Here is a 12,625-nt window from a genome sequence, read left to right as displayed (position 1 = left end):
ATTGAAAGTGAAAGGAGATGACAGAAATGAACAACAACCGTTTGACCCGTTCGACCACTGACACCTACATCGGAGGCGTGTGTGGCGGAATTGCCCAGGCCTACAACCTCGACCCAACCTTGGTTCGCGCGCTCTTCGTTATCGCAACGCTCCTCGGATTCTCCGGGATTTTGCTCTACATCCTGTTATGGGTGATCATGCCGGTTGCGTAATAAGCGCAAACTCGCTCGCTAATCTGCCGCAGCGGGCCTTATTGCAGCGGCCCAAAGCGCATGAACCGATGCCAGGTCTCCCACTCATCGCGGAGCCTGGCTGTATGGTGTGCGGGGCTTGCCACGGCGTCGATAAGCACGGCGTCCTGCATGCGCACACCGTTGTCGAAGAACAACGCCGCATGCCCCGACGCGCCATAACGCACCACCGGGACTAGGTTGAGGCCGTCGAAGGAAAGCTGCGCGTTCGGGCGTACATCAAGGCCCGCAATTGCCGCGAGCGTGGGCGCCAAATCCATGGGGGAGACCAGCTCCTTGCAGGAAGTGGCGGCGGTGTCCGTCACGCCCGGCCAAGCCAAGGACATGGGGGAAGGCCCGCCGCTTAAGGAACACACGGCGACCACGCCATGCTTGGCGACGTCGCGCAGCCGCGCCGGGTCCGCAGGTTCTTCCAGCAGGCGGAATACCGGGGCGTCCTCGGTACCTGGTGGGGAGTCGATGTCCTCGCTTATGCTGTAGCCTGCTTCGCGGAAGATATCCGTGATCCGGGTCTTAGCTTCGCGCTGCGGATACTGGCCCGTCAAGACGCTGTTGCGGGACTGCGCATAGCTGGGGGAAGGAGCCCACGCGTTGTCGAAGCGCATGCCGATGAGGGCGGCTGCAGGGGCCGTGACGAAGGTAGCCAGGGTGATATCCATGGATTCCATCCTAAGCTTGCGCCCCGAGCCGTGTGGAGAGGAAAGATACAAAGAAAAGGCCACCTTCTGCCGTGAATTCCGGCAAAAGGTGGCCTTGACCTGCGTGCCCCCAGCAGGACTCGAACCCGCGACACATGGGGTAGAAACCCACTGCTCTAATCCGCTGAGCTATGGAGGCATATCCCACATATTAGACCAGAGTGCTGGGCAGGCTGGAAGTGGGGGCGGCGCCTCTCGTCAGCCGCCTTTCACCGGCGAAAGCGGCGAGGGCTAGTAGGCCTAATGTTTAGAGCAGGTTGGCATTGTCGAGGAGGGATTCTTCGCTTTCGCCGCCGACGTCGAGGATCAGGTCCACCAGTTGCTTTGCCGCAGGGGAGAGATCGCGGTCGCGGCGGAAAATCAGCAAGGCTTGCATCGGAGGGATACCCTCCGCAATGCGGCGATAGTGAATACCGTGATGGTTTAGCGCTTGCGCTGAACTCGGCAACAGGCATATGCCGATTCCGCCAGATACCAGCGGGAGGCCGGTTTGCAGCGTGGAAATTTCCTGGATTCGGCTAGGAACTGCGCCAGGGGTCTTTAGGAAAACCTGGTCGAGCAGTTCAGGCATGCCAATGAACTCAGGGTGGCGGGGCGGCAAGATCCACGTTTCTTTGGAAAGGTCTGCCAAAGAAACCGGATCCGGCAGGTGGCTGAGGCGTTCTGGAACTGCCACGCGGAATTCCATCTCGGTGGCTTCGTGGACAATGAGCTCGTCGCGATAACGCTGCGCAAAAGCCTGCGGATCAGTTGAGGGCATGAGGCCTAGGTCGATGGAGCCTTCCAACACGCGGTTTAGGGTGATGGTGGGCTCTGGGTCATCGAGGAAAATATTGACGTCAGGGGCGCTCTCAAACATTCGGTGCAGGACCTCCGGCATGAACAACCAGTTGAACTCAGGCGCCGAGGAAATAGAAACACTGCCTGCAGCGCCTTCGGCGATTTCGGATATGCGCTGGGTAGCGTCGCTAAGCAGCGTTTCAACTTTGGAGGCGATGCTGTAGAGATAAACTCCTGCTTCCGTAGTCTTCACGCCAGCGCGACCGCGGGTGAGAAGTTGGACGTTGAGTTCTTTTTCGAGCTTTCGGATGGAGAGGCTAAGAGATGGCTGAGTCATGTTTAATGCTTCAGCCGCATGAGTAAACGAACCGTGATCAACAACGGCTCGGAAATAGAGAAGCTGGCGCGAATCCATAGCTCGTGATTATGCCAAAATTTAGAGAATTATTCGTTTTAGGTAAGGCAATGGTTTCGGCGGTACACTGCGCCTATGAAAAAACAGGACGGTACTGCCAGTTCACAGCTGCATGCAGCAGGGGCTGGGAAAGAAAGCCCGCAAGGCGCCGCCGTTAAGCCCGCTAGCGCTGCTGCCGCCAGCGGCGGTGCGAAAAATGCAAAATGGTTGTACGCCAGTGCAATATTCTTTGCGGGATTCGTGGGTGGCTTCATCTCCTTGTTCTTCCTCGCGGATTCGCTTGCTGCGCTCGGTATCCCTGACCCAGGCCGCCTGACCACCTTCGGACTGCCGTTCTTCCGCGCCGTCGCCTGGCTGCTTATGGCGTTATCTGTGGGATCGTTCATGGTCTCTGCCTTCCTTATCTCGCCGCAGATCCCCGACAAAGACAATGAGCGTCTCATTGAATCTCGCCTCACCGTGGATGGGCATATTGCGGCCCGAACGGGTGCCTTTGCGGCATTCGGCGTTGCCATCGTGGCTCTTCTTGAAGTTCCTTTGGTGATGTCGGACCTCACTGGTACTCCTTTTGCCCAGGTGCTCAACCCGCAATTGATGAGCATGGCGCTGGAAAGCATTGCTACCTCCCAGGCTTGGCTCGTCACCGCAGCTATTTCAGTAGTCGTTGGTGTCTTAGGCCTAGCCTCCAGAAAATGGTCAATGCAGCCCATCGCTTTCATGGTTTCGCTCCTGCAAATGGTGCCACTCGGCATGGAGGGACACTCGGCTGCTGGCGGCGACCATGACTATGGAACGAACTCCTTGCTCTTCCACCTGTTCTTCTTGGTGCTGTGGGTGGGTGGCCTGCTGGGGCTCATCGCCCATAGCCGGCGTTTGGGCCCGGGAATGGCTACGGCGGTTTGTCGCTATTCGGTGGTCGCGTTTGTATCTATCGTGGCCATGGCGGCATCCGGCATCATCAATGCGCTTATCCGCGTGGAGTTCAGCGATCTCTTTAGCACCCGTTACGGCCTGCTCATTGTCACCAAGACGGTACTGACCATCCTGCTTGCTGTCTTTGGACTGGCGCATCGTCAAATCACCATTCCGCAGCTGGAACGTCGCCCTGAGCTGTTTAGGCGAGTGGCCTTCGTGGAGGTCCTCGTCATGGCTGCCACGGTAGGCGTAGCGATTTCTATGGGGCGCACCCCGCCGCCACCGCCCCGGGATCCGAATCTGAACAACATGCAGGTGCTGTTGGGCTATGAGCTTCTCGACGCCCCGACCGTCACCAACATTTGGACCATGTACCGCTATGACCTCATGTTCGGCACCCTCGGTCTCGGACTCGCGGCGCTTTACGGTTACGCGCTGCTGCGCTTGCGTCGCCGTGGTCTGAGCTGGTCTCCAGTGCGCACCGCGTGGTTCATGTTGGGCGCGCTTGGTCTGACCTTCATCATGAGCTCGGGCATTGGTCTCTACATTCCGGCGTTGTACTCGATGCACATGCTGGGGCACATGTTCTTGTCTATGGCCATCCCGCTGTTCTTGGTGCTTGGTGCACCGCTGACGTTGGTAATGGAAGCTTTTGAGCCAGGTGCTCCCGGCAAGCCGACCATCCATGATGCGGCTGTGGCCGTGACCAAGGCCAAGGTGCTGAAGTTCCTGACGCATCCGGCAGTCAACCTCATCCAGTTCCTCGTATTCCTCTACGTGCTCTACCTGTATCCCGATCTCTATCAGGTGGCGGTGTCCGAGCACGCCGGTCACCTCATTATGAACTGGGCATTCCTCATCTCCGGTTACATCTATTACTGGGAGGTCATCGGCCCAGACCCATTGCCGTTCCGTGCGCCGACCAACCTGCGCCTGCTAGTGCTGTTCTTCTCCATGCCGCTACACCTCTTCGCTGGCGTCTACCTCATGCAGCTGCAAAGCGTGCTGGGCGAGGCGTTCTACCTGTCGCTGAACCTGCCGTGGAACCCCGACCTATTGCAAGATCAGCGCGTGGGTGGCGGCATCGCATGGGGCTTTGGCCAGTTCCCGTTGGTCATCGTCTTTGGCAAACTCTTCCTAGACTGGCTGCGCGACGACCGCGCTATAGCGCGTCGCCACGATGCCAAGGCGGAGGTTGATGGCGATGCGGACTTGGAGGACTACAACGAGATGCTGCGACGCATGAGCGAGGGCGACGCTACCGGCTTCCGGCAGCAGTAATTTCACTGAGAAACAGCGCAATCTGTGAGTAACTCTCACCAACTGGTGGGAGTTATTTGCGTTTTGTTGACGCTGCCAACTAGTTATCCACAGCTTGCAAAACTTCCTCTTGTAGCCCTTGTCCATTCGCAGTGATGATGCAGGCAGGAAGGGGCGCGGCCCTTTCCGCCAACTGAGACCCTAAGACTCTAAAAGAAAAGGAATTTAAGGACATGTCCCAGCTACCCATCACCATCACTGGTCATCTCACCCACGAGCCGGAGCTCGTCAAAGTTAATACCGACATGTACAAGGCGCGCCTGCGCATGGCGTCTTCGCGCCGTGTCCCCGCGGATAGCACGGTAAACGGCGAGCGGGAGTGGCGCGATACTGATCTGATTTACATCGATGTTGAGATGTGGGGTCAGTTTGCCATCAACGTGAAGAAGTCCCTGCACCGTGGGATGCCGGTTATTGTCGTTGGTTCGGTGTGTTCGGACTCGTGGACCAGCCCGAACGGTCAAAACAAGTTCCGCACCTTCGTGAAGGCCTTCTACGTGGGGCTAGACCTCAACCGCTACATCATTTCTTCTCGCAAGCTGGAACACGTATACACCACGGATGGCCTGGAGCCACCGGCATCGGGCGATGAGATGCCGGAGATCGATCTGGATAGGACGGCGCAGTCAAACGCTGCTCCAACAGACGCCACCACCGAGTCCGAAGCCGAACGCGATGACGAGCACGACACTGCCGCTGACCGCCGGCAGGCAGCTCGCGGGCTCGGTGGCCAGAACGCCCTACATGTGGATGCTGAGAATGAAACAAGCGAGGAAGGCGAAGCCCAAGAGCTAGAAGAGGTATCCGTATAAAAAGCGGTGGATTGCTCCTCGGGTGAGGGGAGGAAAATACCTGCGAAGGATAACCCTAACCCGGGGCGCTTTGTCCTCCCATGTGATGTACTCTTTGTTGTGTTATAAACCATTCCCAAGTTAAGCAAAGGGTGAAACATGGGCGAATTCATCTACACGATGAAAAATGTGCGTAAGGCAGTCGGCGAGAAGCTCATTCTCGACAATGTAACGATGGCCTTCTACCCAGGTGCCAAGATTGGTGTCGTTGGCCCGAATGGTGCAGGTAAGTCCTCCATTCTGAAGATCATGGCCGGCATCGACCAGCCATCCAACGGTGAAGCATTCATCGATCCGGGCAAAACCGTGGGCATCCTTCTACAGGAGCCACCACTCAATGACGAGAAGACCGTTCGCGGCAACGTCGAAGAGGGCTTGGGCGAGATCTTTGAGAAGAAGCAGCGCTTCGAGGCCATCGCAGAAGAGATGGCCACCAACTACACCGATGAGCTCATGGAAGAAATGGGCAAGCTCCAGGAGGAGCTCGACGCTGCCGATGCTTGGGAGGTCGATTCCAAGATCGAGCAGGCCATGGAAGCGCTGCGCTGCCCGCCTTCCGACGCCCTGGTGAACAACCTCTCCGGTGGTGAGCGCCGTCGCGTCGCCTTGGCCAAGCTCCTTCTCTCCGAGCCGGACCTGCTGCTGCTCGACGAGCCGACCAACCACCTGGACGCCGAGTCCGTGGAATGGCTGGAGAAGCACCTCGCTGACTACAAGGGCGCCGTTCTGGCGGTTACCCACGACCGCTACTTCCTCGACCATGTTGCGGGCTGGATCTGTGAGGTTGACCGCGGCAAGCTCTACCCATACGAGGGCAACTACTCCACCTACCTGGAGAAGAAGGCCGAGCGTCTGGAAGTTGCTGGCGCCAAGGATAAGAAGCTGCAGAAGCGCCTGAAGGAAGAGCTCGCTTGGGTTCGCTCCGGCGCCAAGGCTCGTCAGGCCAAGAACAAGGCTCGTCTCCAGCGCTACGAGGAGATGGCTGCGGAGGCTGAGCAGTACAAGAAGCTCGACTTCGAAGAGATCCAGATTCCAACCCCGCCGCGCTTGGGCAACAAGGTCGTGGAGGTCAAGAACCTGGTCAAGGGCTTCGACGGCCGAACTCTTATCAAGGACCTGTCCTTCACCCTGCCGCGCAACGGCATCGTCGGCGTTATCGGCCCGAACGGTGTGGGTAAGTCCACCCTGTTCAAGACCATCGTTGGTCTGGAGCAGCCGGACTCCGGCTCCGTTGAGGTTGGCGAGACTGTTAAGCTTTCCTACGTTGACCAGGGCCGTGAGAACATCGACCCTGAGGCAACCGTCTGGGAGGTTGTTTCTGACGGACTGGATTACATCCACGTCGGCCAGAACGAAATGCCATCGCGTGCTTACCTGTCCGCGTTCGGCTTCAAGGGCCCGGACCAGCAGAAGCCTTCCAAGGTTCTCTCCGGTGGTGAGCGTAACCGCCTGAACCTGGCCCTGACCCTGAAAGAGGGCGGAAACCTGATCCTCCTCGACGAGCCGACCAACGACCTGGACGTCGAGACCCTGGGCTCCCTTGAGAACGCCCTTGAGAAGTTCCCGGGCTGCGCCGTGGTCATTTCCCACGACCGCTGGTTCCTGGACCGCACCTGTACCCACATCCTTGCCTGGGAAGGCAACGTGGAAGAGGGCAAGTGGTTCTGGTTCGAAGGCAACTTCGGCGACTACGAGAAGAACAAGATCGAGCGCCTCGGCGAGGACGCCGCTCGCCCGAGCCGCGTGACCCACCGCAAGCTGACCCGCTAGCGTTTAACGCAAAGGGCGTCCGGAAAACGGACGCCCTTTTAGCTTTTCCCTAAACCCCAACCCCAATTGGAAAGAGATTTTTAAAGAATGTCTTCTGAGAACGTGCACGCGCACACCGTTGGTGTCCGTTGGTCTGACTTCGACATGTACGGCCACATGATGAACGCCAACTACATCGAGCTGGCGCAGGAGGCCCGTTTGGCTTTTGCCATGGACCACTTCTACAAAAACGGCCTGGACATGATTGCGTTCGTGCGTCACCTCGACGCCGACTACGTTCGTCCGCTCAAGTGGGATGGCAAGAACAGCACGGTCACGGTTGAGACCACCGTGGTGCGCCTGGGTAACACCTCGTTCACCACCCGCCAGGAGATCAAGGACAGCACCGGCAACGTCGCATGCGTTATCACTTGCACCCAGGTTGTCATCGACAAGGCAACGCAGATGCCGCGTGCTATCTCTGAGGAGGAGAAGAAGATCATTCTTGAGAATGCTTTGGTTAAGCTGGACGCATAGCGTGAGCTGAATTCGAGCTCGCCGCGCATCAGTACGTCGAAGGAGGGCCTGCAAGCCATGGTCAACGAATCACTCGAATTAAGAGGTGGTGGACCTGGATTGCGGGCCCTCATCGCGCGTGCAGTGGGGCTGGACGTGGCGGCGTTAGTGCGCTTGCGCCAGCTCGACGAGAACACCGTCGACGTGTTTGTCACTACGCCATTTGAGGTGGTGGCCTCCCGCCGCGTGGAGGGCACGGTCTCCCGCGACGGGGCAGTGGTCTCTGCGAATGCTCTGCATGAGGCTTTGCTGCTTGGCGACGCCGAACCCGGCACCCTTGAGCTCGGCCCCGCTCGGGACCCTTCGTGGCCGGGCGCCCTGCCGCCAGCAACCGGATTCGTCTTGCTCGATACCCTGCCCGTTGAGGTAGTGCGGGAGCTTTCCGATAAGGGCCAGCAGCTCGCCCGCCAGTTCTCTGGACCCCTCGGCCCACCGGCGAGCCTGCTGAATCAGACCGTGGTTACCGTCACTGGTCCGGAGAACCAAGAGGTGGGAATCCCCATGCGCATGATTTTCGCCTGCACCAACCTGGGGCTTATTCCCGGCTTCGCTGCGCCGATGGATATTCCACGTCATCTACGCGTATCCGGCCTTGGCCGGTGGGTCCGCGTCGACGCCCCCTTTGGCAGTGTGTATCGCTCGACGCGGCTCTCCCTGTTCTAACCGATACCTCGTCGGCCACGGCGCTAGAGTAGCGCCCACCCCAGCAGCGCCGCACCCACGGCTACAGACCACGGCGGCGCCTTGAAGAATTGCAAAGCAACGTAGGTCGCAACCGCAATTCCGGCGCTAGCCCAGCCAGTGACGCCGTGGGTGATAATCGGGTCCCACAGCGCTGCGATCAGTAGGCCGATGACCGCGGCATTTACCGCCGCGAAGGCGGTGCGCAGCCACCTTAAGTGTTGCCACCGCGACCAAAAGTGCAGTGCGGCAAGTGTTAGCAAAGCGCCAGGCAAGAAAATCATGACCGTGCCCAACACGGCGCCGCCCACGCCGCCGTCGACCGCGCCAAGATAAGACGCGAACGTGAACAACGGACCCGGCACGCCTTGCGCCACTGAGTACCCGGCCAGGAACTCCTGTTGAGTGAGCCAGCCTGCGCCCACGAATTTATCCTCGAGCAGCGGCAGCACTACGTGTCCGCCGCCAAAGACCAGAGCGCCTGATTGGTAGAACGCGTTGAGACGGGTGATGAGCCAAGCATCGCTTAAACGTGCAGCTATGGCCAGCCCGCCGAGCAGGAGGAAGAACGCGCCCAAGCAGCCCCACGCCAGCCGGACCGACACCGCACGGAGCCCGTGCTCAGCGCCCGCTTGCTCACCGACGCCCAACTGCCCGCGCAAGATGGTAGCCCCGAGGAAACCCGCAATGAGGATGACCGCGAGCTGCCACGAGGAGCCCGCGAAGATCAGCACGAGGGAGCTCACCACCGCCAGCGCCCAGGCCACAGGTGTTTTGAGCAGCTTCTTACACATGCCGATGATGGCGTGCAGGACCACGCCGGCTGCCGCTGCCAACAGGCCAGCCAACCAGCCTGCGCCTACAGGCGAGGCAGTGGTTTCGCCGCCGACCACTAGGCCAAACACTGCCAATATGAGTGCGGAGGGGATGGTGAAGAGGAACCATGACAAGGCCATGCCCGGCAGGCCGGCGCGGTGATAGCCCACCGCCATGCCCACCTTGGAGCTGGCCGGGCCGGGCAGAAACTGGGACATGGCGACGAGATCTGCGTAGGTGGCGTCGGTGAGCCAACGGCGGCGCTCGACAAACTCGGTACGGAAGTACCCCAAGTGCGCGGCCGGTCCACCAAAAGCTGTCCAGCCAAGCGGACCAAAGGATCGGTTGACCTCTGAAAAGCCGCCTTGTGAAGTCGTCATTCTAAGGATGCTAATGGCGTGGGGGCGCCTTCGCGAGCTGGGGATGTAAATCGCATTCGCATCAATAAACTTTTTCTTTTCTAAGGAGAAAGCAATGTGTATCGCCGTCCCTAAAGAGGTCATGAATAACGAAAATCGCGTGGCTCTGACTCCGCTTGCGGTGTAGACCTTGGTTAAGGATGGCCACGAGGTGTTAGTCGAAACTAGCGCTGCTGATTAGCCCTGGCGGTTGATTAGCATCTGCGCTACGCGCTCCATGTGGTCCCAGATCATGTGTCGGTAGGCCGGCGGAATGGTCTCCTCATCGATCTGGGCCAGCGAGTTGGCCATGAGTTCGAGCCAACGGTCATGCGCCTCAAGATTGATGGGGTATTCCGCATGGCGCATGCGCAAGCGCGGGTGCCCGCGGTTATCGCTAAACAGCTGCGGGCCTCCCCAATATTGCACGAGGAACCACTTCAGGCGTTCCTCGGCGCCCTCCCAATCTTGGTCGGGATACATTGGGCCGATGACGTCGTCGGTGCGGACCTGGGCATAGAAACCGCCGACCAATTTGTCGAAGGTCTCCATGCCGCCAACTGCTTCATACACGCTTGTGGGCTGCATAGTGTTTAAGACTCGTTTCCGGGATCTGCGGGATTAAGAGAGCTCTCGATGAATGGGTATTCGGCCTCATCCATGTCATAGAAGCTCACTCCCTGAGGATATGGGGTGTCGATGTTGTGCGCGTGCATTGCGTTGAGAATCTTCGCCTGCAGCTTGCGCTGAACGCCCCATTGCTTGCCCGGCAGCGTCTTCACGGTCACGCGGAAGGACATGTGATCGACCTCGAGGCTGGAAATGCCGTTGACGTCGGGCTGATCAAGGAGGTCGTCGCGGACGGCGTCGTCAAGCGCAGCGTCCTGGACAGCCTTGGAGATGACCTCAAATGCCTTGTCGGGATCGTTAGAAAGCGCGACTGGAACCTGCACACGGGCCACCGAGTAGTGGTCTGAGTGGTTGGCTACCTGCAGGATCTCGCCATTGCGGACGTACCACAGGGCGCCGTCTATGTCGCGAACCGTGGTGATGCGCAGGGAGATGGACTCCACGTCGCCGAAGACGCCATTGCCCAAGTCGATGGTGTCGCCGATGCCGTACTGGTCCTCCAGCAGCATGAAAATGCCGGAGAGGAAGTCTTTGACCAGCGACTGCGCACCGAAACCAAGAGCGACACCAACCACACCGGCGGAGGCCACGAGAGGTGCGACGTTGACGCCGACCTCGGATAAGATAGCGAGGACTGCCCACACCCAGACGAAGATGCCTGCGGCGGAACGGCCCACGCTCGCGAGGGTCTGCAGGCGCGAAACGCGGCGTGCCTCGTGTGTTTTCGCCAGTGCGGTGTCCTGCTTAGCGACCTTGCGGCGTGGACGAACCTGTGATTTCAGGCGCCCGTTCTTGATGCTGTTATCGGCGAGCTTGGTGATGAGCCGGCGCAGAAGCCAGTGGGCGACCAAAGCGATGAGCAGGATGATCGCGATGCGAATTGGTTTGTCGACGAGCCACGATTGTGTGGTTTCGTTCTTCCAAAACCCAGTGACGGTTTCGACTGCTTGCTCGGCATTAGGGCTAGCTGCAAGGAGCGCGGTGCTTGCGGTGGTGGTAGGAAAACTCATGGTGCTTTCTACTCGGGGAAAAGTTCAAAGTGTACGCCGGAACCAGTCATGGTTCCGTGTGGCGCACAACCACACCATGGTAGGGAAATTCTCAAAGCTTAAGGGAACGCTCATTGATGAGATGAATAAAAACATTGCAATCACTGTTTGGAATGGACAGCTTGGTCTAGAGTTTCTAGACATGACTGAGAACCGCGCCCCAGGCTTTTCCTCCCAATCGATTCATGCTGGCTACCACCCAGACCCCTACATGGGCAGTATTAACGTGCCGATTTACGCGTCGACTACGTTCCAGCAGGACGGTTTGGCGCAGTTGCGCGGTGGTTTTGAGTATGGACGCGTGGCCAACCCCACCGTGCGTTCGCTTGAGTTAACGCTCGCGTCCCTGGAAAACGCTGAGTACGCGCGATGTTTTTCCTCCGGCATGGCGGCGGTGGACACGCTGATCCGCATCATCGTGCGCCCGGGCGACCATGTCATCTTGGGCAATGACGCATACGGTGGAATGTACCGCTTGCTGCACCACGACTATGGCCAGTGGGGTATCGAGCTATCCATCGTGGATACCACCGATGCCTCTGCCGTGGCTGCGGCGGTGCGTGAGAACACCAAGCTCATCTGGCTGGAGACCCCAACCAACCCGGCTACCAACATCACGGACATCGCTGAGGTGGTCAAGCACAAGGGCAACGCTCAGATCGTTGTGGACAACACCTTCGCTACTCCTTACCTGCAGAACCCGCTGGATCTCGGCGCAGACCACATCCTGCACTCCACCACGAAGTACTTGGGCGGACACTCTGACGTGCTGGGCGGTGCCGTGGTGACCAATTCGGCGGAGATGGACGAGCGCCTGCTCTACTTCCAGGGCAATGTCGGCGCAGTGTCCTCGCCATTCGACGCCTACCTCACCGTCCGTGGCATCAAGACCTTGTCCGTGCGCATGGACCGCCACTGCTCGAATGCGCAGGCCGTGGCCGAGTTCCTGGAATCCTGTCCTGAGGTCAAGCAGGTCCTGTATCCGGGTCTGCCTTCGCACCCAGGCCACGAGCTGGCGAAGAAGCAGATGCGCGGCTTCGGCGGCATGATGTCCGTGCGCTTCCACGATGCGGAGCATGCAAAACAGGTATGCCTGAACACCAAGCTGGTGACCTTGGCAGAGTCCTTGGGCGGCGTGGAATCCCTCATCGAGCACCCGCAGAACATGACCCACATTTCGGCGGAGGGCTCCGAACTGGTCCCGCCGGAGGATCTGGTGCGCATTTCCATTGGTATCGAGGACGTTGCGGACCTCATCGCGGACTTCGAGCAGGCGTTGGACGCGCTGCACTAGATAGTGTTGGGGCGCCACAACCGCTAAAGGTGAGTGCTTGGTGCCTCATTGCCAAAAGCCCAGCCCTAAGCACCCGGCCCTGGATTACCAGACCCTGAGGTTGCGTTTTATCGCGTCGGGGACTGCGGATGTTTTGAATTCTTCACGCAGCTTGGTGGTTGTGTGTTGTGAAGCGTCCTGGGTTTAGTTCCTACCTCAGCTA

12 protein-coding genes and 1 tRNA gene are annotated in these 12,625 nt (G+C 59.1%); 7 read left to right on the top strand and 6 right to left on the bottom strand.

All coding sequences use genetic code 11. The annotated features are described in order from the left end of the window. Positions 1-26: 26 nt before the first annotated feature. Positions 27-212, top strand: a complete 186-nt coding sequence (locus HMPREF3148_RS05195) for a PspC domain-containing protein (protein WP_034657383.1) — start codon at positions 27-29, stop codon at positions 210-212. A gap of 38 nt (positions 213-250) precedes the next feature. On the opposite strand, the gene HMPREF3148_RS05190 is transcribed toward HMPREF3148_RS05195, so the two are convergent. From HMPREF3148_RS05190 to HMPREF3148_RS05180, 3 genes are all read right to left on the bottom strand, one after another. Then, on the bottom strand, positions 251-910 hold the full coding sequence (locus tag HMPREF3148_RS05190; RefSeq protein ID WP_049152136.1) for an alkaline phosphatase family protein: 660 nt from the start codon (positions 908-910) through the stop codon (positions 251-253). Between the two features lie 104 nt (positions 911-1,014). Further along, positions 1,015-1,088, bottom strand: a tRNA-Arg gene (locus HMPREF3148_RS05185). A 108-nt stretch (positions 1,089-1,196) separates the two neighbouring features. After that, on the bottom strand, positions 1,197-2,144 hold the full coding sequence (locus HMPREF3148_RS05180; RefSeq protein WP_049152137.1) for a LysR family transcriptional regulator: 948 nt from the start codon (positions 2,142-2,144) through the stop codon (positions 1,197-1,199). 75 nt (positions 2,145-2,219) lie between these two features. On the opposite strand from HMPREF3148_RS05180, the gene HMPREF3148_RS05175 reads away from it, so the two are divergent. The 5 genes from HMPREF3148_RS05175 (at position 2,220) to HMPREF3148_RS05155 (ending at position 8,218) form a co-directional block, all read left to right on the top strand. Then, the gene (locus tag HMPREF3148_RS05175; protein WP_049063394.1) at positions 2,220-4,340 is read left to right on the top strand and encodes a bifunctional copper resistance protein CopD/cytochrome c oxidase assembly protein; all 2,121 of its coding nucleotides are present in this window, start codon (positions 2,220-2,222) and stop codon (positions 4,338-4,340) included. Positions 4,341-4,552: 212 nt separating this feature from the next. Further along, positions 4,553-5,191 (top strand): single-stranded DNA-binding protein, encoded by a 639-nt coding sequence (locus HMPREF3148_RS05170; protein ID WP_053085013.1) that lies wholly within the window; start codon positions 4,553-4,555, stop codon positions 5,189-5,191. Between the two features lie 138 nt (positions 5,192-5,329). Further along, entirely contained in the window at positions 5,330-7,000 is a 1,671-nt protein-coding gene (gene ettA, locus HMPREF3148_RS05165; RefSeq protein ID WP_049152139.1) for an energy-dependent translational throttle protein EttA, read from the top strand. 87 nt (positions 7,001-7,087) lie between these two features. Beyond that, positions 7,088-7,516: an acyl-CoA thioesterase gene (locus HMPREF3148_RS05160; RefSeq protein ID WP_005531026.1), complete on the top strand. Its 429-nt coding sequence runs from the start codon at positions 7,088-7,090 to the stop codon at positions 7,514-7,516. 57 nt (positions 7,517-7,573) lie between these two features. Beyond that, complete coding sequence (locus HMPREF3148_RS05155) at positions 7,574-8,218, top strand: DUF8185 domain-containing protein (protein WP_005531009.1); 645 nt, start codon at positions 7,574-7,576, stop codon at positions 8,216-8,218. A 23-nt stretch (positions 8,219-8,241) separates the two neighbouring features. Here the strand turns inward: HMPREF3148_RS05155 and chrA are convergent, their stop codons facing one another. The 3 genes from chrA to HMPREF3148_RS05140 form a co-directional block, all read right to left on the bottom strand. After that, complete coding sequence (gene chrA, locus HMPREF3148_RS05150) at positions 8,242-9,432, bottom strand: chromate efflux transporter (protein ID WP_005531004.1); 1,191 nt, start codon at positions 9,430-9,432, stop codon at positions 8,242-8,244. A gap of 216 nt (positions 9,433-9,648) precedes the next feature. Next, a complete protein-coding gene (locus tag HMPREF3148_RS05145) occupies positions 9,649-10,038 on the bottom strand; it encodes a globin (protein WP_049063396.1) in 390 nt (129 codons plus the stop codon). A gap of 5 nt (positions 10,039-10,043) precedes the next feature. Then, positions 10,044-11,090, bottom strand: coding sequence for a mechanosensitive ion channel family protein (locus tag HMPREF3148_RS05140; RefSeq protein ID WP_046645581.1), 1,047 nt, complete (start codon positions 11,088-11,090; stop codon positions 10,044-10,046). 181 nt (positions 11,091-11,271) lie between these two features. On the opposite strand from HMPREF3148_RS05140, the gene HMPREF3148_RS05135 reads away from it, so the two are divergent. Beyond that, positions 11,272-12,423, top strand: a complete 1,152-nt coding sequence (locus tag HMPREF3148_RS05135) for a cystathionine gamma-synthase (protein WP_070508851.1) — start codon at positions 11,272-11,274, stop codon at positions 12,421-12,423. The last annotated feature ends 202 nt before the right edge of the window (positions 12,424-12,625 follow it).

Origin of the sequence: Corynebacterium sp. HMSC05D08 (genome assembly GCF_001807215.1) — a bacterium.
GTDB classification, from domain to species: domain Bacteria; phylum Actinomycetota; class Actinomycetes; order Mycobacteriales; family Mycobacteriaceae; genus Corynebacterium; species Corynebacterium striatum.
Note: the sequence above shows the minus strand (reverse complement) of the source record. Positions and strands in the feature narration are given on the sequence as shown.

Bases quoted from the DNA above. Each gene is read 5' to 3' on its own strand.
- HMPREF3148_RS05195 (WP_034657383.1), top strand. From the start codon at position 27: ATGAACAACAACCGTTTGACCCGTTCGACCACTGACACCTACATCGGA.
- HMPREF3148_RS05190 (WP_049152136.1), bottom strand. From the start codon at position 910: ATGGATATCACCCTGGCTACCTTCGTCACGGCCCCTGCAGCCGCCCTC.
- HMPREF3148_RS05180 (WP_049152137.1), bottom strand. From the start codon at position 2,144: ATGGATTCGCGCCAGCTTCTCTATTTCCGAGCCGTTGTTGATCACGGT.
- HMPREF3148_RS05175 (WP_049063394.1), top strand. From the start codon at position 2,220: ATGAAAAAACAGGACGGTACTGCCAGTTCACAGCTGCATGCAGCAGGG.
- HMPREF3148_RS05170 (WP_053085013.1), top strand. From the start codon at position 4,553: ATGTCCCAGCTACCCATCACCATCACTGGTCATCTCACCCACGAGCCG.
- ettA (WP_049152139.1), top strand. From the start codon at position 5,330: ATGGGCGAATTCATCTACACGATGAAAAATGTGCGTAAGGCAGTCGGC.
- HMPREF3148_RS05160 (WP_005531026.1), top strand. From the start codon at position 7,088: ATGTCTTCTGAGAACGTGCACGCGCACACCGTTGGTGTCCGTTGGTCT.
- HMPREF3148_RS05155 (WP_005531009.1), top strand. From the start codon at position 7,574: ATGGTCAACGAATCACTCGAATTAAGAGGTGGTGGACCTGGATTGCGG.
- chrA (WP_005531004.1), bottom strand. From the start codon at position 9,432: ATGACGACTTCACAAGGCGGCTTTTCAGAGGTCAACCGATCCTTTGGT.
- HMPREF3148_RS05145 (WP_049063396.1), bottom strand. From the start codon at position 10,038: ATGCAGCCCACAAGCGTGTATGAAGCAGTTGGCGGCATGGAGACCTTC.
- HMPREF3148_RS05140 (WP_046645581.1), bottom strand. From the start codon at position 11,090: ATGAGTTTTCCTACCACCACCGCAAGCACCGCGCTCCTTGCAGCTAGC.
- HMPREF3148_RS05135 (WP_070508851.1), top strand. From the start codon at position 11,272: ATGACTGAGAACCGCGCCCCAGGCTTTTCCTCCCAATCGATTCATGCT.